This is a genomic window from Moorena sp. SIO4A1, assembly GCF_010672065.1.
Classification (GTDB): Bacteria; Cyanobacteriota; Cyanobacteriia; order Cyanobacteriales; family Coleofasciculaceae; genus Moorena.
Map to the genome: position 1 here is coordinate 1 of NZ_JAAHHX010000012.1, position 20701 is coordinate 20701.

The window sequence follows — 20701 nt, forward strand, 5'->3', positions numbered from 1 at the left end:
GGGGAGATGGGGAGATGGGGAGATGGGGAGATGGGGAGATGGGGAGATGGGGAGATGGGGAGATGGGGAGATGGGGAGATGGGGAGATGGGGAGATGGGGAGATGGGGAGATGGGGAGATGGGGAGATGGGGAGAATTTTTATTAAGGGGAATTTCCGGATAATAACCTTAAACCTTGAACATCCCAACCTTAAACCTTCAACCGAATAACCTTTAACCTTCAACCTCCCAACCTTCAACCAAAAAAAATAGCCGCAGAAATACTTTCCACGGCTAGGAGTTATCCTTATGACTCAACTTTGTAAACCAAACCAGACATAATCCGATTTAATCAGACCGTAAGCTGTCAGCTTAAGCGCTACGCGAACAGTTATCAGCTATTATCATTCAGCTATTAGCTATTACCCAAAGGCCAAGGGCTGACCGCTGACCGCTGACCACTGACCACTGACATCAGACCTGATTTTTTTGCCAGGGGGGTAAAACCCCCCGCCAATTAGTTTAACCGATAATTAAGTACTTCGTCATCATCGTAATGAATTCCCCTGGGATTCCAGTGGGCTGAAGGGGGCTCCACTCCGAGATTTCCGCGTAACGCAGTGCATAAAGGGTATGCATGGTATTGAGTATTGCTTTACGTGACCCCTTCAAAATGTGCTTAACTGGGAATTTTTTTTGGGAAGGTTCCTGAGGAGTATTATCGGGAGTGGTCTCTTCAGGATTGTTGTTTTCGTTTGGCACAAAGTCTTCAGTCATAATTAAACTCGTGTTTGAAATTAATAGATATAATCATAACGATTATAGAATTAATTGTCAAGGGTTTTTAGAATTTTTTTTTTGAGGGGGTATTGAAAGAAATCCTACGGTAATGAAATGGGATATTGTTTTTTTAGGGAATCGGGAATCGGGAATCGGGAATCGGGAATCGGGAATCGGGAATCGGGAATCGGTAACAGAATAAAAATGTTAGCGATCGCGTAGCGTTGCCTTCGGTCAATCGCGTTTTTTTTTGAGTTTAGTTACTGATATCATCGGCAACAGTAACTAAAAAAAATGATAGATATCAGATAAATTGTGATAGGTATATAAAATGAATTGTTATAACTTTTGTTCCCTGTTCCCTGTTCCCTGTTCCCTGATTTTCCTGTGTTAGACTAAATCAAAATTGGGTTTCAAGCATCTACTGGTCAATGCAATATAGTTAACTGGCAGCTAATCGGTGAGTGATTCAACTAGCTTGGTCAAAATGTATGATCACACGGAGGTGATCCTTAGGTGGTTACATCTGACAGACCTTCACATGGGTATGAAAGGCTCAAAAACTCTCTGGCCAAATGTTGAGGAAATTTTCTTTAAGGATTTAGAGTACCTTTGTGAAACGGTAGGCCCAATCGATTTGGTAATGTTTACTGGCGATCTCACTCAGCGCGGCAGTGAATCGGAATTCCAACAGCTAGACAAACTCTTAGATAAGTTCTGGAAAAAGTTTCGCGAGATGGAATTTGAGCCAAAGTTTCTGGCTGTACCTGGCAACCACGACCTGGTTCGACCAGATCAGTCTGACTCCGTATTGATTAATCTCCAGGATCGGTGGGACGATCATGAATTCCAACAGGCATTTTGGGCTAACAGCAAATGTCCTGAGCGACAACTTGTAGACAAGGCTTTCGATAATTATCTTCAATGGTGGCAAAATACGACCGTACCTAAGCCCGACATCTATTCAAAAGGCATACTGCCAGGAGATTTTTCAGCAACAATTGAGAAGGATGGGTTCAAACTCGGAATTTTAGGACTCAATAGCGCGTTTCTGCAACTGATGGACGGTAGACACGGTAAGCTGGCTCTAGATATGTGCCAGTTCCATGAGGCATGTAATGAAAGTCATGACCATGGGCCGTCTTGGGCACAAGACCACGATGCCTGTTTGCTACTTACCCACCACCCCCAGGATTGGCTAAACAAAGAAGCCCAAGAGCAGCTAAAAGGGGAGATTTATAGCTCGCCGGAACGATTCGCTTTACATCTGTTCGGACATATGCACAAGTCCAACCTGAGCAGCTGGGCGGAAGGTGGTGCTAATCCTCGAAGCACACTGCAAGGCTGCTCCCTGTTCGGCCTTGAAAGCTGGGGGAAAGAAGAAGAGAAACGGCTCCATGGTTATTCACTATGTGAATTGAAGATCGAAGGAAACACCGCCTCCCTCCGCATCTACCCCCGTCAAGCAGGCAAAATACAGGACGGTGGGCGGGATATCGGTCCCGATCGTACCTTCAGATTGCCCAAAGGAAAGGACGGCACAAAACCAATACCAGTGGAGTTATTGCGCAAACGACCAAACAACCCGATTCCAAGGGGAATAAAAAAAAAATTAAATCCCCCCACTAACATTATCAATCGTGGCACTCCCTACTTTGTCGGTAGGGATGCTCAACTTGAGCAGCTCCATCGGGAACTTCAACAGACCAATAAACTAGCAATTTGTGCCATTGCCGGAATGGGTGGTGTGGGCAAAACCGAGTTAGCTCTACAATATGCTTTGAAAAATCAGGATAATTACCCTGGTGGTTTGTGCTGGTTCCAAGTGCGAGGGTTGGATCTCGGGACTCAAGTTGTTAGTTTTGCCCGTACAGAATTAGGATTAACCATTCCAGATCAACTAGAATTCAACGAGCAGGTAAGATACTGCTGGAGAAATTGGCCAGAAGGAACAGCATTGATCGTGTTGGATGATGTGCCTTCTTTCAGCAACGACTATAAACAGAGAATTCAGCCCTATTTACCTCCAGCCCAATCCCGCTTCAAAGTACTGGTCACCAGCCGTCAGCGTCCAGGGGCTTCTTACCGACGAATTGACCTGGATGTGCTATCCCCAGGGGCAGCATTGGAATTATTGGAATCCCTTGTTGGAAAAGAGCGCATTGAGAAGGAACGAAAAGAAGCAGAAGTCTTATGTGAATGGTTGGGTTATTTGCCCTTAGGTTTGGAGTTAGTCGGACGATATTTAGATATACATCCGAGCTTAACCATTGCTAAAGTTCAGAAACGTTTAGAGAAAAAGAAATTAGCAGCAAGGGCATTACTTGATCCAAAAGAACAAGGGGAGATCACAGCCCAGTTGGGTGTAGCAGCAGCCTTTGAGTTATCCTCGGAAGATTTGAAAGATTGTCCAGAAGCCCAGCAGTTGGGATGTCGTCTGAGTCTGTTTGCTCAAGCTCCTTTTGAGTGGTACCTGGTAGAGAATTGTGTGATCGAAACTGAAGATGAAGAGGAATGGGAAGAAGAACAGGAAGAATTGGAAGAATTACGCGATCGCTATCTGGTCAATCGTAATCTGTTGCAACTGACCGAACAGCAAACCTATCGGCTCCATCAATTAATTCGAGAATTTTTCCAGACCAAGCTGGCTCAATTACCAGAGGCCGATAGCTACAAGCGAAGCTTTTGTAAGACAATGGTGGCTAAGGCAAAAGAAATTCCCCAGATACCAACTCAAGATCAGATTGCAGTAGTTACCCCCGCTATCCCTCATTTAGCCGCAGCTGCCACAGTTCTAACTGACTGGCTGAAGGATGAAGATTTAATCTCGCCCTTCACGGGCTTAGGAAAATTCTATTACGGTCAAGGTACCTATTGGGACTAAGCGCGATAATCAGGGACAGAAATAGTGCTAATATATATAGGATAACCTTTTTAGGTTAGTCGGTTGTCCCAATCAATCCAATGAGAGAAACAATTTCGACAGCCATGCCTCCTTGCTTTGAGAGATGGTGTCAGCGTTTTGACGATGTCTTCCACAATAAAGCCCAGAGAAAAGAGTTTAGACACTATCTGGGAGGATTATTGGGAGAAAGTGAAAGGAAAAACCTATCTCAGCTCGCTATGAATGCCGTAGATGTGTCTTACCACAGCTTACGGCATTTTACCGTTCGGGCTTCCTGGTGTGAACAGGACATCAACGAACGCCGGTTGCAGGTGATGAATAGCTGTCGTCAGACGAAAATTCCCCGTGGTTTCTCTTTGATTGTAGACGACAGTGGACATAGAAAGAGTGGGAATTTCACCGATGGTGTGGGAAGGCAATATATCGGAGAGATTGGCAAAGTAGATAACGGCATAGTGGTGGTAACAACCCATCTGTATGATGGTCGAAAAAGCCTGCCGTTGGATATTGAGTTATATGAGCACGAGAATTCTTTACCCTCAGGAAAGAAAGACCCCTCATTTCTCAAAAAACCAGAGCGGGCATTAAAGTTAATTGAACGGACGTTAAGTCGAGGCTATCATCCGGGAATTGTCCTAATTGATGCCGGTTATGGAAATAATACATCTTTCCTTAATGAACTAGAAAATCGAAAATTAAAGTATTTAGGAGGAATCGCCAAAAATGCGCCAAAAGCGCACGCTACGCGAACGAAAAGTTACTGTCACCCGAGCCCAGGAATCTGTGGAAACTTATCGAGTGGATAAGTTAGCCGAAAGCTTACCCAAAGAGGCTTTCACCGAAGTCAAACTCAATCTCAATAAGTCAAAAGCCCTGTGGGTGGCAACAATGGAAGTTAAAATTTCCCGCTTGAGTGGAAAACGAAGTCTGGCCATCGTCATGAATCAACCGACATAAGCGTGAAGCCACAGAGATTGACTATTTTTTGACAAATGTTGAAGCGGATGTGGTGACTGCAGAATGGGTGGTGAAGACTTACGCTCAAAGAAATTGGGTGGAAGTCTTTTATCGGGAGCAAGCGGGATGGTTGGGACTCAAAGAATATCAAGTCAGGCACAAACGTAGCCTGATGAGACATTTCATCTTGGTGATGTGTGCCTATACTTTTATTCTTTGGCATCAACTCACAGGAGGATTGCGAAGGCGATGGAGCCACAAACCATTAAAGACATTTGCTGAAGCAATAGATGCATTTCGGAGTGCTATGTCTTGCCGTTTTGTCCATTGGATCCATCAGAACTGGGACGTATTTGTCGCTTATAAAGCGAGTAAGGGCTATATTTGGGCTTGAATTTCGCGCTTAGTCCCACTATGACCAGGCTGAATCATGGTATGAGCGATGTTTAGAAATAACTAGAACCCGCTTGGGTCACGACCATCCCGATGTGGCCACCACTCTCAACAACCTGGGATTACTCTACAACTCAATGGGGCGCTATGATCAGGCCGAACCCCTCTCTCATCAGGCTTTGGAGATGAGAAAGCAGCTGCTGGGTGAGAACCATCCCGATGTGGCCACCAGTCTCAATAACCTGGCATTTCTCTACAAGTCAATGGAGCGCTATGACCAGGCCGAACCCCTCTTTCAACAGGCATTTGAGCTGTTTAAACAGCTGCTGGGTCAGGAACATCCCCATGTGGCCACCAGTCTCAACAACCTGGCTGGACTCTACAACTCAATGGGGCGCTATGACCAGGCCGAACCCCTCTATCAACAGGCATTGGAGATCAGAAAGCAGCTGCTGGGTCACCACCATCCCGATGTGGCCACCAGTCTCAACAACCTGGCTGGACTCTACAACTCAATGGGGCGCTATGACCAGGCCGAACCCCTCTTTCAACAGGCATTTGAGCTGTTTAAACAGCTGCTGGGTCAGGAACATCCCCATGTGGCCACCAGTCTCAACAACCTGGCTGCACTCTACTATAATCAGGGGCGCTATGACCAGGCCGAACCCCTCTATCAACAGGCATTGGAGATCAGAAAGCAGCGGCTGGGTGAGAACCATCCCGATGTGGCCACCAGTCTCAATAACCTGGCTGCACTCTACAAGTCAATGGAGCGCTATGACCAGGCCGAACCCCTCTTGGTCCAGGCATTGGAGATCAGAAAGCAGCTGCTGGGTCACGACCATCCCCATGTGGCCACCAGTCTCAACAACCTGGCATTTCTCTACGACGAAATGGGGCGCTATGACCAGGCCGAACCCCTCTATCATCAGGCTTTGGAGATGAGAAAGCAGCTGCTGGGTGAGAACCATCCCGATGTGGCCACCAGTCTCAACAACCTGGCATTTCTCTACAAGTCAATGGGGCGTTATGACCAGGCCGAACCCCTCTATCAACAGGCTTTGGAGATGATAAAGCAGCTGCTGGGTCACCACCATCCCGATGTGGCCACCAGTCTCAACGGCCTGGCAAATCTCTACGACGAAATGGGGCGCTATGACCAGGCCGAACCCCTCTATCAACAGGCATTGGAGATGAGAAAGCAGCTGCTGGGTCACCACCATCCCGATGTGGCCTCCAGTTTCAACAACCTGGCATTACTCTACTATAATCAGGGGCGCTATGATGAGGCCGAACCCCTCTATCAACAGGCTTTGGAGCTGTATAAGCAGCGGCTGGCTCACCACCATCCTTTGGTGGCCACCAGTCTCAACAACCTGGCATTACTCTACTCCTCAATGGGGCGCTATGATGAGGCCGAACCCCTCTATCAACAGGCTTTGGAGATGGAAAAGCAGCTGCTGGGTCACGACCATCCCCATGTAGGCACCAGTCTCAACAACCTGGCTGAACTCTACCGATATCAGGGGCGCTATGACCAGGCCGAACACCTCTATCAACAGGCATTGGATATTTTAGAACACAGGTTAGGGTCAAATCATCCTAACACTGTAACCTGCCGTGAGAATCTAGAAAGTTTGCGCAATGATTTGTCACAGTAATCAGTAATATTATTCATTAATTAGTTAGAAATACTATATACTGACTTGGTCTTGCTTTTCCTAAGTGAATGACTTACGACAGTACCCTAAAATATTTAGTTGAACAATATCCCCAAGCCTTTACCCGTTGGTTGTTTAATCAAGAACCAGCAGAGGATATCGAAATTCTCAACACCGAATTAAGCACAGAACCAATTCGGGCAGATGCCTTGTTTTTTGTGCGAGTTGCTGATGCTATTTTGCATTTGGAATTTCAAACCTTACCCCAATCTGAACCTCCCTTACCCCTGCGGATGCTGGATTATTGGGTGAGGTTATATCGTCAGTATCGCTGTGATATTGAACAGGTAATAATATTCCTAAAACCAACCCGATTAGCCGGAGTATTTGTCAATCAATTTACCGAGATAAACCTATCCTTCCGCTATCGGGTGATTCGGATTTGGGAATGTGATCCACAACCGTTACTAACAACACCGGGGTTACTACCCTTGGCTGTGTTAGCACAAACTGAAGTGCCAGAAACCTTGCTATCCCAGGTAGCAGCCAGAATCGATATGATTGAAGATAGACAACAGCAGCGTAACCTATCTGCTTGCGTGCAACTGTTGGCTGGGGTGAAATTTGATGAGCAGTTAATTCAAGCCTATTTTCGGGAGGATATGATGCAAGAGTCGGTAGTTTATCAACGAATTATTCGCCAAGGATTAGAACAGGGATTAGAGCAAGGATTAGAACAAGGATTAGAACAAGGATTAGAAAAAGGAAAGCGCAATGAGCTTAATTTAATTATCCGTCAAATTAACCGTCGCCTAGGTGAAATCAATCCCCAATTACAAAATCAAATTGAGAAGTTATCCTTTGACCAGTTGGAGGATTTAGGAGAAGCTTTATTAGATTTTGAAACCGAAGTGGATTTGACCAATTGGTTGAACCAGTTTAGGGATAAGTAAAATCCGGTTAGGTGTAGCACTCAAAAGCAGTGCTATCAAGATCTGATTGAGTGGGTTTGGATTTGCCTTACCCACTCTACTATTGCCCAAAAATCCAGATAATTCTTGTTCCCCCCTTTTTTAAGGGGGGTTAGGGGGGATCTATATATTTAACTGAAGTAAGTCACTCCCGATTGCTTTTTTAAGGGGGGTTAGGGGGGATCTATATATTTAACTGAAGTAAGTCACTCCCGATTGCTTTTTTAAGGGGGGTTAGGGGGGATCTATATATTTAACTGAATTTAATCCCTCCCGATTGTAGCGAAAAAACTCTTAAAGTTATTAACTAAATCAAAAGTAACATTATGGCTAATAACTGTGATAAAATAGAATAATATTCCCCAACAATAGCCATAAGTTTCCCTGGTTTTTATCCCCCGATATACCGTTAATGATTGTCGGGATTTACTGGGATTTAAAGAGTTAGTTAAGTAGCCGATATTTCCGACATACCTTTCCCTGGGTTGATTGAAGATGATTTGGGATAGGTTCGAGTCGTCGAATTTGTGGCTAGAAACACTGCTTTCGATTAGTTAACCAGATGTGTAATGACTTACGACAGTACCCTAAAATATTTAGTTGAACAATATCCCCAAGCCTTTACCCGTTGGTTGTTTAACCAAGAACCAGCAGAGGATATCGAAATTCTCAACACCGAATTAAGCACAGAACCAATTCGGGCAGATGCCTTGTTTTTTGTGCGAGTTGCTGATGCTATTTTGCATTTGGAATTTCAAACCTTACCCCAATCTGAACCTCCCTTACCCCTGCGGATGCTCGATTATTGGGTAAGGTTATATCGCCAGTACCGCTGTGATATTGAGCAGGTAATAATTTTTCTGAAACCAACCCGATTAGCGGGAGTATTTGTGAATCAATTTACTGAGAGGAACCTATCCTTCCGCTACCGGGTAATTCGGATTTGGGAATGTGATCCACAACCATTACTTACCACCCCAGGGTTACTACCCTTGGCCGTATTAGCACAAACTGAAGTGCCAGAAACCTTGCTATCCCAGGTAGCAGCCAGAATCGATATGATTGAAGATAGACAACAGCAGCGTAACTTATCTGCGTGCGTGCAACTGTTGGCTGGGGTGAAATTTGATGAGCAGTTAATTCAAGCTTATTTTCGGGAGGATATGATGCAAGAGTCAGTAGTTTATCAACGGATTATTCGCCAAGGATTAGAACAAGGATTAGAACAAGGATTAGAACAGGGATTAAAACAAGGATTAAAACAAGGATTAGAACAAGGATTAGGACAGGGATTAGAACAAGGAAAGCGCAATGAGCTTAATTTAATTATCCGTCTACTTAACCGTCGCCTCGGTGAAATAAATCCCCAATTACAAAATCAAATTGAGCAGTTATCCTTTTCCCAGTTGGAGGATTTAGGAGAAGCCTTGTTAGATTTTGAAACCGAAGTGGATTTGACCAATTGGTTGAACCAGTTTAGGGATAAGTAAAATTCGGTTAGGTGTAGCACCTAAAAGTAGTTTGACCCGGTGGTGCGTTACGGAACGGGCTTTTCCAACGGTGACGACGAGGCTGAAAATGAGTGCGAGCCCGTCCCTAACGCACCCTACGAAATTAATTCTAAATTCTAAATTCTAAATTCTAAATTCTTCATTTTCTACTTCCTCAATAGATAAGCCTAACGCTGAACTCACTTGCTCCACTGTTAGTCCCATTGCCAATAGCTTAGGAATAGCCTCTCGTTGTGAACGTTCAGCTTGTTCAGCCCGTTGTTTTTCTTGTTCAGCCCGTTGTTTTTCTTGTTCAGCCCGTTGTTTTTCTTGTTCAGCTCGTTCACTGCCCATCAGCAGTAGATTACCTTCCGTATCCCACCACCTTAGCCACAAGTGATTCTGATTAAGATTCTGATATGAGCCTTCCCATACACCTAATTCTACCCCTAACTGTTCAATAGGATAATGTCCCCTTTCATTAGTCTTCATCTGGTGATATTTACCATTAACTAGATGATAGACCTCTAACTCTCCAGTATCAAAGATATAGATGCCGTAGTAGGGAATGCGAATAATTTGTTCATAAACCCAGAATTTACCTGGTTTAGTTTTTTCTTCCCCAGTAGCAGATAAAGGAGTAGAATCCCTTTCTTCGTCTCCATTACCACTAGCAAATTCCAGAGCAATCAGAGGTGCTAGGTGTTCTTGCCAAAGTACATAGGAACGACGAAGTTTACCATCTAGCAAAGGAGGTACTCCCGGTACATAAAACCAATCCGGAGCTTCTGCTCCTCTTTCTAAAGGTTCTGTAATCCGCCAATAGATACCTGAGTCTTGACCAATAGCGTATTGTTTGTCGGGATGAATTTTCTGGAGAACCGGTTCAATAGAATCAGTTAAAATAATGCTTTGGGGATGCTCATGGAAGTTCTTCACAAATTCGCCATTGGATTCTGGTAGTTGAGTATGATCCGGTAACGAAATAGTTAGACCTTTTCGCTCTAAGCTCTGGGTCATGACAACCTCATCTTGGGAAATGATTTAGGTATACTTACTATTCTATAGCGTTTGTATTTGATAGGTGAACATAGGATTGATCGGAAAAGGGAGTAGGGAGTAGGGAGCAGGGAGTAGGGAACAGGGAACAGGGAAAAAGGAAAAAAATAGGCGTTGCTGAATCAAGCAATGAATAGGAGTAGAATGGGCATCCTGCCCGCCCGAAAATAAGCATGAAACTGGCAAGATGCCAGTTCCACGCCTGATGCCCATTGCACAAAACTATTAAAATCATTCCATTATTAAGCAACGCCCTGCCTACTCCCTACTCCCTACTCCCTGCTCCCTACTCCCTAAAACCCAGAGAGTTGTACCTGACCGAATTGAAAACCGCTGAAAGCGAGCTAGATTCCCAACCGTTGATAAACCTCTTCCAAATGTTGCAAATGGTGCTGGGGATTAAAACATTCTTCTATTTCTGAAGGGGTTAGCTTACTAGTAACTTGAGGATCCTTAGTAATTAAATTGTAGAAGTCTCCCTCAGGTTTATTCCAGGCTTGATGGGCACAAGACTGAACAATACTGTAAGCATCTTCTCGAGTCATCCCCTTTTCTACTAAGGCTAACAACACCTTTTGGCTAAAGACGACACCGCCATAAACATTCATATTCCGCTTCATATTTTCTGGATAAACTAACAAGTGTTTCACTAAATCTGTGATTTCCACTAACATGAAGTGAGTTAAAATACACACATCTGGCAGAATCACTCGTTCTACAGAGGAATGAGAAATATCCCGCTCATGCCATAGGGCAACATTTTCTAAAGCAGCCACCGCATGACTCCGCAGAATTCGTGCCATCCCGCTTAGCCGTTCAGAACGAATTGGATTACGTTTGTGTGGCATAGCAGAAGAACCTTTCTGTCCTTTAGAAAAGAATTCTTCTACTTCTAAGACATCAGTTTTTTGGAGATTGCGAATTTCCACAGCAAACCGTTCAATGGTTGCCCCTAACAGAGCTAACTGTTGGACAAACTCACCATGGCGATCGCGGGAAATAATTTGGGTTGAGGCAGTATCAGGTTGCAGTGACAGGTTTCGACATGCGATCGCTTCCACTTGAGGATCAATATTGGCATAGGTTCCCACAGCACCAGAAATCTTGCCCACAGATATGTTTTGACGCAGAGCCACTAAGCGATCGCGATGGCGGCAAACTTCTGCTAACCAACCGGCCAGCTTAAAACCAAAGGTAATTGGTTCAGCATGAATTCCGTGAGAACGACCAATCATTACCGTGTAGCGATGTTGTTGTGCCTGGTAGCGAATCGCTTGAGCAAGCTTCTCGATCTGTTCGAGAATAAGATTTAGACTAGCAACCAGTTGCAGTGCCAAGGCAGTGTCTAAAACATCGGAACTAGTCAAGCCTAAGTGAATGTAGCGTCCCACATCCCCTACATACTCATTCACATTAGTCAGAAAGGCAATCATGTCATGGCGGACTTCTCGCTCAATCTCTTGCACCCGCTTGAGGTCAAAATTCGCCTTTGCCTTAATTTCCTCTACAGCTTCACTAGGAATCTTACCCAGTTCCGCTTGTGCTTCACAAACAGCTATTTCCACCTGAAGCCAGGTTTTGAGCTTGTAGGTATCCGTCCACAATTCCCCCATCTCGGGTAGGGTGTAGCGCTCAATCAATTCCAATATCGCAGAACACAACCTTACTATTGTAGCAGTTATCAATCGGGTAAGGGACTTTCGTCTTGAGTTTTAGGGAGTCGGGAGTCGGGAGTCGGGAGTCGGGAGTCGGGAGTCGTTAGTCGGGAGTCGGGAGTCGTTAGGTAGTGCGGTATTGGGGGTCTCCAGCAGGCTTACAAGGTATTGAATCTATCTGATTATTATAATTAACGCTATATAATTGATTAATCATTAATGATTAATCATTCGTTAAATCCCCTATCCCCTGTTGTCTGTTGCCTGTTGCCTATTGCTAGCATGCCTGTTACCTATTGCTTATTGCCTTTTGTCAGGTACCATCACCAATTTTACTCTCAATTATGGGTCTATATTAAGCTTTAGTACCAGATCAACAATCGGAGGTCACACTTGACTAAGACAGGTATGATTAAACACCATTACTGGGCTAAACGCCCTCTAATTGCTTTAATACTCCCAATTTTAATACTCCTATCGGCCCCACCAGCCCTTGCCCAAGCTGATCTCACCATCACCCCTAAAAGTATGACTGTAGCAGGTACCAGGGGTTCTAGCACAAGCCGCAGCTTACTCTTGCGCACGACTAACGCCGTCAAGGATTTACAAATCATCTCCCTAGACCTGAATACTCAGGATGGCCAAGAAATTTTCCCCGCTAAATTGATTCAGCCTACTTTACCAGACAAGGAGATTGAGGCCAATAGTCTACTATCTCTCCCGATCCAGTTTCAATTAGATGATGCCCCCAAAAGTGGAGAATTTAGTGGTGAATTCCTGATCAAGTTCTCAGAAACTGAACTAAGCGTACCATTAACAGTCCGAATCAAAGACCCCTTCCCCATACCTCTGGCAGTCATATCCATTGGGGTTATATTGAGCATAGCTGTGTCCAGCTACCGTAATCGAGGGAAACTACGGGACAAAATTCTGGTGCGGGTTGGTCAATTGCGTACCCAACTGCGCAGTGACCCCCAGTTAGCTGAAACATCACTAGTCGATCAATTCAACTCAATACCAAATCCCTTCAAGACCCGAATTGAAGCCCATCTGCTAGATGTCGAGATGGCTTTGCAGGGGGAACGTTGGAACGATGGTAATCAGGCAATTACCCAAGCAGAGTCAGTGTGGCTGAAATGGCGCAAAGGTCGTGAAGACTGGCTAGCACTCCTGAACTATTCTCAAACCCTGGAAGAAAAAATACCCACCACTCCTGATCTTGACCCCCCTTATCTACAGTCAGTACGCCGTAATTTGCCACTGGCAATCCGAGAGGCACCTGACCAAAATCCTCAAGACTTGTATGAGCAGTTAGATGACTGTGCAAAACAGATTAATAAATACCTGCAACTGGATGCTAAACTCAGGGACTTGGACAACTTGCTGCTGGAAACCACAATATCAACACAAGAGTTACAGAGTTGGCAACGTCAGCAAAAGAATTTGCGCAGTAAGTTGAATAATCTCGAACCTACCGATAAAAAAGCTGCTCAGGAGTTGAATGGTCAAATCGAAAAAGCGATCACTCTACTAGTCAAACAAATACCACCTAACTCCACTAAGTTAGGCTTTCTCATCACCCAACCTGAATTATTGCAGAGAGCACCAGGGATCGAGACACCACGCATAGTTATCCAAGAGCCAAGACTAGCAAAGATTCGCCTTTGGATTTTCTCTGCAATCAGTTATGCGATCGCAATTGTCCTGCTTGCTGGTAGTGGCTTCATTGAGCTATACACCTATAAATCCACCTTTGGCGCTAACCTCTGGGGTGACTATGGCGTCCTCCTGGCTTGGGGGTTTGGTGCCGAAGCCAGTCGGGATGCGATTACAAAAGTCGTGGCAAATTTGGACTTACCAGGATTGAAATAATCACTCGATCAGGTGAGCAGGTTGAAGGTTAGCAGGTTAGCAGGTTAGCAGGTTAGCAGGTTGTTCGCCAAAGGCGAACAACCGAACATAAGGAATTCAATTAATAAGTACCAATATGTTTTTAAATAATTTTAATGTCATCCAGGCTCGCGATCGCTATATCAGCTCCCTCTAAATGGGCAGCTTCTGGCTTTCCCCAGCAAATACCAATGCAACCCGCTGCACCAGCACCTTTTGCCATCTCAATATCACCTGCTGAATCTCCTACCATTAGGGCCGAAGCAGGTTTTACCCCTAAAGATTGGCACGCTTGTATGAACAACCTGGGATCAGGCTTACTGATTTCAGAATCCACACCCTGCTGTAATTGGATATAGGGGTCTAGCTGGTGTCGATGGACAAAGGCTTTTACACCAGCCGTAGAGTCTGCTGAGAGAATACCTAGCTTTAAACCAGCTTCTGAGAGGAATTTAAGGACTTCCAGGCTACCGGCAAACATTGGGGAAGTTCCAGCCGCATCTTGCAAGTACTTCTCGGCTTCAACAAAGGCACTACCAGCGATTGCCAATGACTCTAACCATCCCCGACCAGTCTCAGCAATATAAGCAGCAGCAGCAATTTCATTTTCCCGACGGCTACCTACTGCCATTAACCCGGTAGGGTCAAGGGTGTCATCTTGGACACCAAAGGCCATCAGGAGGGGTTCTCCAATACCAGGGATTTGGGCATCAATTAAACGCGATCGCTTATAGGCTAGTTCTCTTAAATAAACTTGTGAATCCTCTAAGGTACCGTCTTTATCAAATATGACTGCTTCAATATTGGGGAAAGTCACCTTCCCACAACGAATGCTTACCAAGGGTTTATGCCGTTGTTTATTTTAATCAACTTTATTCTACTAGCTAGTTGATCAAGATTCGCACCTGCCAATTTCTTTGCTCTTGTTCCGGAACAGGGCCATCAATACAGATTAGCCATTAGCCTCAGCTAACGGCTAATTCTTGTGGCTGCACCTGGTTGTTACTCGTCGATGGCAGCTGCTACAAACTCTCCCTCTGGCACTGCGTCTTCTTGAGGCTCTTCGGACTCTTGGGACTCTTGGGGCTCTTGGGACTCTTGAGCCTGAACAGGCTCTTGGGACTCTTGAGCCTGAACAGGCTCTTGGGACTCTTGAGCCTGAACAGGCTCTTGGGACTCTTGAGCCTGAACAGGCTCTTGGGACTCTTGGGACTCTTGGGGCTCTTGGGGCTCTTGGGACTCTTGAGCCTGTTCAGGCTCTTGGGGCTCTTGAGCCTGAACAGGCTCTGGGGACTCTTGTGGCTCTGGGGACTCTTGTGGAGTCATACTTTCTGGAGTTATACCTTGCTTTTGTGCTAGCATCTTCTCCCGGTACTTCTGAGCCATTTCTTCTGCCTTCTCGAAGACCACTTCCCGGTTGTTAATCATATCTCCCGGTTCTGGCTCTAACTGCTTTGTTGACAGAGAAATCCGACCTCGGTCAGCATCCAAGTCAATGATCATCACTTTTAGTTCATCATTGACATTAAACACACTATGAGGCGTATCAATATGATCATGGGAAATTTCGGAAATGTGCAGCAATCCGCTGACCCCGCCAATATCAATGAATGCACCGTAAGGTTTGATTCCTCGTACTGAGCCAATCACCACCTCTCCGACTTCTAGGCGGTTCATCTTGCGCTCGACTAGAGCACGACGGTGGGATAGTACCAGACGATTACGGTCTTCATCTACCTCCAGAAATTTTAGGGGCAGTTCTTGGGCCACCAAATCTTCCTTGGCTGCCCGAGTGCTAATATGAGAACCAGGAATAAAACCGCGCAACCCTTCAATACGTACCAACGCTCCACCACGGTTAGTGGCGAATACCAGAGAACGCACCGTAGCATCCTCCGCTTGTAATTGGCGCACTCGCTCCCACGCTCGCATATACTCAATGCGACGGATAGAGAGAGTCAACTGTCCATCTTCATTTTCATCGGTCAGGATGAAAAATTCCCGTGTTTCGTTGGATTGTAAAACCTCATCAGGATTATCAACTCGATTTATTGACATTTCCTGAATCGGAATATAGGCGGCGGTTTTCGCACCAATGTCAATCAGAGCGCCCCTCGGCTCTAGACTGAATACCGTACCCGGAACTATATCCCCTGGGCTAAAATGATAATCATACTTATCCAGAAGGGCAGCAAAATCTTCGTGAGTGAATCCTATATCTGTAGTTTTTGTTTTCTGACTGAGCATGTGCGTTGTTTGTCCTAGTTTGATTTGGTTTTAATGACTATGCCTCCTGTTGATGTACAAGCACGTCAGCATTGTGCTGTTTACACCGACATTGCGTTGTCCTACTTGTGACATCTCCCACACCTGTTGGGGTTCGGGGGTAGGTGTGGGCTTCTCGCCAACCCCAGCTATCGCCATTTCCTTAAGGAAACCGATCCGCATTCGGGTACTCGACAAGCTTTACTATTGACGGGATGCCCCACCGCCAAGTTTCTGACCTTATCTGATTTTAATTGCTCTATTTCAATCAGGCTTTTGGTCTACTGTCAATAACCAAGGGCATTTTCGGCTTTGGTTATCAAATAGACATAAATTCACCCCAATTTATGTCCATTATAATTTATTAGACAAAACCTGAACTGAGCTCTCCGTCCCAAAGTCCCCCACTGGCTTCGCCCACAGGACGACACTTGCGCCTTTGGTAGAGGCTAGTGGGCTAATCTCGAACTGATCAGCTCATTTAATAAGATTTAATTAAGACCAGACATCCTATTATAACCTAATCGAGATTTTGTTATTAGTATCTTTACCGAACTTTCCAGAGTATTGTGCTACCTCTTATATCCCCCCATGGGGGATGTTAGCCTAATAAATGCCAGGGGTACATTCTCCACCAAAAACAAGGCAGGGATACCCCAGCAATCGACCTTTAGCCAGCAGGAATACCAAGTGGTTGCCACTCCAGAAAAATCTCAATCAGTAAAACCTTCCCCAACCCATGGTCACGAGCGAGTTGCGGTTTTACTCATGGGTTATGGAGAAGTCGAAAGCTATGAAGACTTCGCCAACTACAACGAACAAGCCTTAAACTTGCTCACTGCCAAATTTGCCCCAGTCCCCAACTGGATCTATCCACCCTTAGCCAAAATATTGGCAATGTTTGACTTCCACGAGTGGGGGCACCAGCATGACAACTTTATTTCACCCCACAACAAGATTTTTGAACAGCAACGGGCAGGTATTGAAAAACAACTGCAAGCTAAATGGGGCGATCAGGTGAAGGTATTCAAAGCCTTTAACTTCTGCGCTCCCTTTCTGCCAGAACAAGTCCTCAGTGAAATTAAGGCGCAAGGTTTCCAAAAACTGCTGATCTATCCCCTGCTAGTGGTGGATTCCATCTTTACTAGCGGTATTGCGGTGGAACAAGTCAATAAAGCCCTAGGTAAATTAGAGGATGGAGATCAACACTGGGTTCACGGATTGCGTTACATCCCGTCTTTCTATAACGAACCAGAATACATTAATCTAACTGCTCGATTGGTGGAAGAGAAAATTACTACCGATTTAGCTCAAGCCTATCTGCCCTCCCAAATTGGCATTGTCCTGATGAACCATGGCTGTCCCCACGAAGCTAAAGGATTTGTCTCTGGGATTGACGAAAGTCAGGCATTGTATGAGGCAGTAAGGGAACAGTTGATGTATAAGTATCCCCTAATCTCTGTGGGCTGGCTTAACCACCAAACTCCCTTAATTAAGTGGACTCAGCCTCACGCGGAATTAGCAGCCCAGAACCTGATTAACTTAGGGGCTAAAGCGATTGTGTTTATGCCTATTGGCTTTGCCACAGAGAATCACGAAACCCTGTTAGATGTGCATCACATTGTTCACGCTCTAAAACGTCGTAACTCAGAGGTTACCTACGTAGAGATGCCCTGTGTTAATGATCATCCAGAATTTTTACAGATGGCAGCGGAGTGGGCTAATCCTCAAATTGAGGTACTTATATCAGAAAATGCTCTATCTATCAACCCCCAGTTGGCAGCTGTGCAGGCATTAGAGCACCATCATCACCATCACCATCACCACTGATTCACCAAAGCGTTTTAGCTAAGACCGCGATTCATCGTTTTGAGATCGTCTATAATGAAAGTAGTAGGGAAGACAAATTAAGAGCTAACCGCCACCTACGTGCTTTAAAATCGAACTTTTCTGTATTGTAAGGCGTGCGGAGGGGCATCCCGGAGACGAAACCTTAGAAGAGTGGAGCCTTAATCATAAAGTTTTAACCCTTTTATGCATAGCCTGCTAACCATAAAGGCTCCACTCTTCTTGCGGTAACTTCTGACCGTATCGTTAATAAAGCTTGCCGAGTATCCGTTCGCGCAGCGTCGGCGAAAGCCGATACCGATAGGTGGAGTTGGCAAGAAGCCCACACTGAACTCAACGAGTCAGTGTGGGAGTATGTCACTAGCTTGCTTTATATTTAGGTTGCTTTATATATAACCTTCTTGCACCTCTTCCGTTCTCCTCCGACTGTTCTCCCTCTTCTCCTGTTCTAGGAAAGATGTCACAGAATAGAACTGTAGGCTGGGAATCAATGAAACTTCTCCAATCATAGGAAAGCCTAGCTGATCCCAGCCCCATAAAGTGCCGAGTGACAGGATAACAGGATAACAGGATAACAATTATGGATAATAACGACTGGCTCAAGCAGTTATTGTTGGTTGGGGTTGGCACAACCTCAATGGTTGCCGAAAAACTGCGAGAGGTAAGTGATGAATGGGTTAAAGATGGTAAAATTAACTCCGACCAAGCTACCGCTTTTGTAGATGATCTGATGAATCAGATCAAGTCAGAGCAGGGTAACTTTGAGAGCAACATGGAACGGCAGTTGCGCAATATGTTGCAGGATTTAGGGGTTCCTCGCCAATCAGAAATGGATGAATTGCGAGGTCGTATTGACCGTCTGGAGCGTCAGGTGCGGGATTTAGAAAATAAGCTCTGGCGTTGATAATCAATTAGGAGAACAGATTTTGAAACAAATTCTGATCAGCATAGGCGTTATAGTAGCCTTTGGGTTGCTGTTGGTTGTGGCTCAAGTGGGTATGGGTAAAAAATCTACCACTGCTGGAGAAATTACCAACACTCAGCTGGAAGTAGTGACAACAGCTAACAGTGCTAACCCAGATGTTAATGATAAACAAGATCTAGCTATGGATTCTAGTTCAGAAAGCGGAAGCAATTTGGATCAGGCGGTTACAACACCGTCGGGCTTGAAGTACATTGACATAGTTGAGGGTGAGGGAGCAATGCCTGAGACGGGACAGACGGTAGTGGTTCACTACACTGGTACCCTGGAAGATGGCAGCAAGTTCGATAGTTCTCGCGATCGCAATAGTCCTTTTTCCTTCAAAATCGGTATAGGACAAGTGATTAAAGGCTGGGATGAAGGGGTTGGTTCTATGAAGGTTGGTGGTCGTCGTCAGCTGATCATTCCCCCAGAATTGGGTTATGGTGCCCGTGGCGCGGGTGGGGTAATTCCGCCTAATGCTACGTTAATTTTTGATGTGGAATTGTTGAAAATTAACTAATACATTAGCAATAAATTAGCTAATTCAGCGATGAGCTGAATACTTTCTCCCAGTTGGTGAATTCTCGCTGAGTGACTACTCCCACATCAAATCAAAGATTATGATGTGGGCTTCTCAGATTTACAAATGAGACTTGCTGCTCCACGGCATCTTGTGCCAATTTACCACAGCCATTGAGCGGCAGTCCAACCGCCAATAATCCACGATTTAAAATGTTGATGCCACTGTTCCAGTCCCTGTCAATTTTGACGTTACAACTGGAACAGTGATGAACGCGATTACTTAAACTTTTTTCAACTAATGAGCCACAATTAGAACACTCAATACTTGTTCCCCTTGGGTTGACTTCCTGGACTAACAAACCGCGTCTTACCGCTACTGCTTGTAATATCTCCAGGAATGCGCCCCAGGCTGCATCATGTATTGATTTAGCTAGTTTAGTTCTTGCGAGTCCTTTGATGTTTAAATTTTCGTGAGCAATTAGGTCGTATTTACTACACAGCCAATGAGCAACTTGATAATGAAATTCCTTCCGACAACGGGTTAAGTGAAGGTGTAACAAAGCTACTTTCTGCTTGGCTTTTCTCCAGTTCTTGGAACCCTTGACGCGGCGCGACATTATTTTTTGAGCCTGAGCAAGCTTGTCCTGAGCCTTCCTGTAAAAATGTGGAATAGGTACTGCCTCTCCATCAGATGTAGTCAGAAATTTCTCCAAGCCAACATCAATTCCGACGGCAGACTTGACCGAATCTACAGGTAACAATTCAGGGACGCTATCATCTTTCATCGAAATACAACAATACCAACCATCAGCTTTTTTGACAATAGTGCATTGCTTGAGAGTAAATCCGACGGGCATTGGTCGGTGCATCACCACAGGGATTGACCCAATTCGGCTCAAGGTCAGTACACCATCAATCAGTTTAGCTCCTGCTTTGGAGTTATTTACCCGTGGAAACACAAATGATCGTAATTGACCAGATTTCTTGAAACGGGGGCGACCGCCACGTAACCCACCTTTGTCAGGCTTACGCCACTTATCCCAGGCTTTGTTGAGACGTTGTAGATTCACCTGTTGGGTCGAGCGCGTAGATCTGCTTGTACTCAGGAAATAACCGCTTAGTCTCCTTGAGGGCAGCTTGCTGAGTGTAGTAGTTGACGGGATGAGGAATTTCACCAATCGGTTCACTAACGATACTGCACCTATCAACAGATGAACGAGTCCTGTTGAGCCAATCAAGCCTTTCCCCTAGAGCATAGTTCCAGTGACGGCGCAACAGTTCTAGCCATCTATCCATGATGGCTATCTGTTCCTGACTTGGTTTGATTCGGTAACAGTATGTAAGTATCATAATTTCATTGTA

General features: G+C 45.2%; 16 protein-coding genes and 3 pseudogenes. 11 read left to right on the top strand and 8 right to left on the bottom strand.

Annotation, left to right across the window (positions count from 1 at the left end; genetic code table 11):
• Nucleotides 1–30: 30 nt before the first annotated feature.
• Nucleotides 31–210, top strand: a complete 180-nt coding sequence (locus tag F6K53_RS12050) for a hypothetical protein (protein ID WP_293065461.1) — start codon at nt 31–33, stop codon at nt 208–210.
• Nucleotides 211–501: 291 nt separating this feature from the next.
• Here the strand turns inward: F6K53_RS12050 and F6K53_RS12055 are convergent, their stop codons facing one another.
• The gene (locus F6K53_RS12055; RefSeq protein ID WP_293017885.1) at nt 502–756 is read right to left on the bottom strand and encodes a hypothetical protein; all 255 of its coding nucleotides are present in this window, start codon (nt 754–756) and stop codon (nt 502–504) included.
• Between the two features lie 463 nt (nt 757–1219).
• Between F6K53_RS12055 and F6K53_RS12060 the strand changes: the two genes are divergently transcribed.
• The 5 genes and pseudogenes from F6K53_RS12060 to F6K53_RS12080 all read left to right on the top strand — a co-directional run bounded on the left by F6K53_RS12060 (nt 1220) and on the right by F6K53_RS12080 (nt 9136).
• Entirely contained in the window at nt 1220–3643 is a 2424-nt protein-coding gene (locus F6K53_RS12060; protein ID WP_293017883.1) for an NB-ARC domain-containing protein, read from the top strand.
• Nucleotides 3644–3723: 80 nt separating this feature from the next.
• Nucleotides 3724–5015, top strand: a pseudogene (locus tag F6K53_RS12065) (IS701 family transposase).
• Nucleotides 5016–5043: 28 nt separating this feature from the next.
• Nucleotides 5044–6675, top strand: a pseudogene (locus tag F6K53_RS12070) (tetratricopeptide repeat protein); the annotation flags it as partial.
• 68 nt (nt 6676–6743) lie between these two features.
• A complete protein-coding gene (locus tag F6K53_RS12075; RefSeq protein ID WP_293080865.1) occupies nt 6744–7628 on the top strand; it encodes an Rpn family recombination-promoting nuclease/putative transposase in 885 nt (294 codons plus the stop codon).
• A 587-nt stretch (nt 7629–8215) separates the two neighbouring features.
• The gene (locus tag F6K53_RS12080; protein WP_293017881.1) at nt 8216–9136 is read left to right on the top strand and encodes an Rpn family recombination-promoting nuclease/putative transposase; all 921 of its coding nucleotides are present in this window, start codon (nt 8216–8218) and stop codon (nt 9134–9136) included.
• A gap of 144 nt (nt 9137–9280) precedes the next feature.
• Here F6K53_RS12080 and F6K53_RS12085 read toward each other — a convergent pair whose 3' ends face one another.
• Both F6K53_RS12085 and F6K53_RS12090 read right to left on the bottom strand, forming a co-directional pair.
• Nucleotides 9281–10156: a Uma2 family endonuclease gene (locus tag F6K53_RS12085; protein WP_293017879.1), complete on the bottom strand. Its 876-nt coding sequence runs from the start codon at nt 10154–10156 to the stop codon at nt 9281–9283.
• 42 nt (nt 10157–10198) lie between these two features.
• On the bottom strand, nt 10199–10408 hold the full coding sequence (locus tag F6K53_RS12090) for a hypothetical protein (RefSeq protein ID WP_293017877.1): 210 nt from the start codon (nt 10406–10408) through the stop codon (nt 10199–10201).
• Between F6K53_RS12090 and F6K53_RS12095 the strand changes: the two genes are divergently transcribed.
• Nucleotides 10408–10617, top strand: coding sequence for a hypothetical protein (locus tag F6K53_RS12095; protein WP_293017875.1), 210 nt, complete (start codon nt 10408–10410; stop codon nt 10615–10617). The two genes, F6K53_RS12090 and F6K53_RS12095, sit on opposite strands and share 1 nt — an antisense overlap.
• Here F6K53_RS12095 and purB read toward each other — a convergent pair.
• The gene (purB, locus tag F6K53_RS12100; protein ID WP_293017896.1) at nt 10540–11835 is read right to left on the bottom strand and encodes an adenylosuccinate lyase; all 1296 of its coding nucleotides are present in this window, start codon (nt 11833–11835) and stop codon (nt 10540–10542) included. The two genes, F6K53_RS12095 and purB, sit on opposite strands and share 78 nt — an antisense overlap.
• Before the next feature lie 408 nt (nt 11836–12243).
• Here purB and F6K53_RS12105 point away from each other — a divergent pair, with 408 nt between their 5' ends.
• A complete protein-coding gene (locus F6K53_RS12105; RefSeq protein WP_293017873.1) occupies nt 12244–13722 on the top strand; it encodes a hypothetical protein in 1479 nt (492 codons plus the stop codon).
• Between the two features lie 121 nt (nt 13723–13843).
• On the opposite strand, the gene F6K53_RS12110 is transcribed toward F6K53_RS12105, so the two are convergent.
• Together F6K53_RS12110 and F6K53_RS12115 are read right to left on the bottom strand one after the other, a co-directional pair.
• On the bottom strand, nt 13844–14581 hold the full coding sequence (locus F6K53_RS12110; RefSeq protein ID WP_293065452.1) for an HAD family hydrolase: 738 nt from the start codon (nt 14579–14581) through the stop codon (nt 13844–13846).
• Nucleotides 14582–14742: 161 nt separating this feature from the next.
• A complete protein-coding gene (locus F6K53_RS12115) occupies nt 14743–15987 on the bottom strand; it encodes a 30S ribosomal protein S1 (RefSeq protein ID WP_075901941.1) in 1245 nt (414 codons plus the stop codon).
• 708 nt (nt 15988–16695) lie between these two features.
• Between F6K53_RS12115 and F6K53_RS12120 the strand changes: the two genes are divergently transcribed.
• Nucleotides 16696–17835 carry a ferrochelatase gene (locus tag F6K53_RS12120; protein ID WP_293017895.1) on the top strand — a complete coding sequence of 380 codons (1140 nt, stop codon included), beginning with the start codon at nt 16696–16698 and terminating at the stop codon, nt 17833–17835.
• A gap of 202 nt (nt 17836–18037) precedes the next feature.
• On the opposite strand, the gene F6K53_RS12125 is transcribed toward F6K53_RS12120, so the two are convergent.
• Nucleotides 18038–18214 carry a hypothetical protein gene (locus F6K53_RS12125; RefSeq protein WP_293080868.1) on the bottom strand — a complete coding sequence of 59 codons (177 nt, stop codon included), beginning with the start codon at nt 18212–18214 and terminating at the stop codon, nt 18038–18040.
• 219 nt (nt 18215–18433) lie between these two features.
• On the opposite strand from F6K53_RS12125, the gene F6K53_RS12130 reads away from it, so the two are divergent.
• Both F6K53_RS12130 and F6K53_RS12135 read left to right on the top strand, forming a co-directional pair.
• The gene (locus tag F6K53_RS12130) at nt 18434–18757 is read left to right on the top strand and encodes a phasin family protein (RefSeq protein ID WP_008180024.1); all 324 of its coding nucleotides are present in this window, start codon (nt 18434–18436) and stop codon (nt 18755–18757) included.
• A gap of 22 nt (nt 18758–18779) precedes the next feature.
• The gene (locus tag F6K53_RS12135) at nt 18780–19337 is read left to right on the top strand and encodes an FKBP-type peptidyl-prolyl cis-trans isomerase (RefSeq protein WP_293017867.1); all 558 of its coding nucleotides are present in this window, start codon (nt 18780–18782) and stop codon (nt 19335–19337) included.
• Between the two features lie 91 nt (nt 19338–19428).
• Here F6K53_RS12135 and F6K53_RS12140 read toward each other — a convergent pair.
• Nucleotides 19429–20689: pseudogene (locus F6K53_RS12140) on the bottom strand (transposase).
• Between the last annotated feature and the right edge of the window lie 12 nt (nt 20690–20701).

Coding starts and splice junctions, on each gene's coding strand:
- F6K53_RS12130 (WP_008180024.1), top strand. CDS start 18,434: ATGGATAATAACGACTGGCTCAAGCAGTTATTGTTGGTTGGGGTTGGC.
- F6K53_RS12050 (WP_293065461.1), top strand. CDS start 31: ATGGGGAGATGGGGAGATGGGGAGATGGGGAGATGGGGAGATGGGGAG.
- F6K53_RS12090 (WP_293017877.1), bottom strand. CDS start 10,408: ATGGGCATCAGGCGTGGAACTGGCATCTTGCCAGTTTCATGCTTATTT.
- F6K53_RS12075 (WP_293080865.1), top strand. CDS start 6,744: ATGACTTACGACAGTACCCTAAAATATTTAGTTGAACAATATCCCCAA.
- F6K53_RS12115 (WP_075901941.1), bottom strand. CDS start 15,987: ATGCTCAGTCAGAAAACAAAAACTACAGATATAGGATTCACTCACGAA.
- F6K53_RS12080 (WP_293017881.1), top strand. CDS start 8,216: ATGACTTACGACAGTACCCTAAAATATTTAGTTGAACAATATCCCCAA.
- F6K53_RS12055 (WP_293017885.1), bottom strand. CDS start 756: ATGACTGAAGACTTTGTGCCAAACGAAAACAACAATCCTGAAGAGACC.
- F6K53_RS12085 (WP_293017879.1), bottom strand. CDS start 10,156: ATGACCCAGAGCTTAGAGCGAAAAGGTCTAACTATTTCGTTACCGGAT.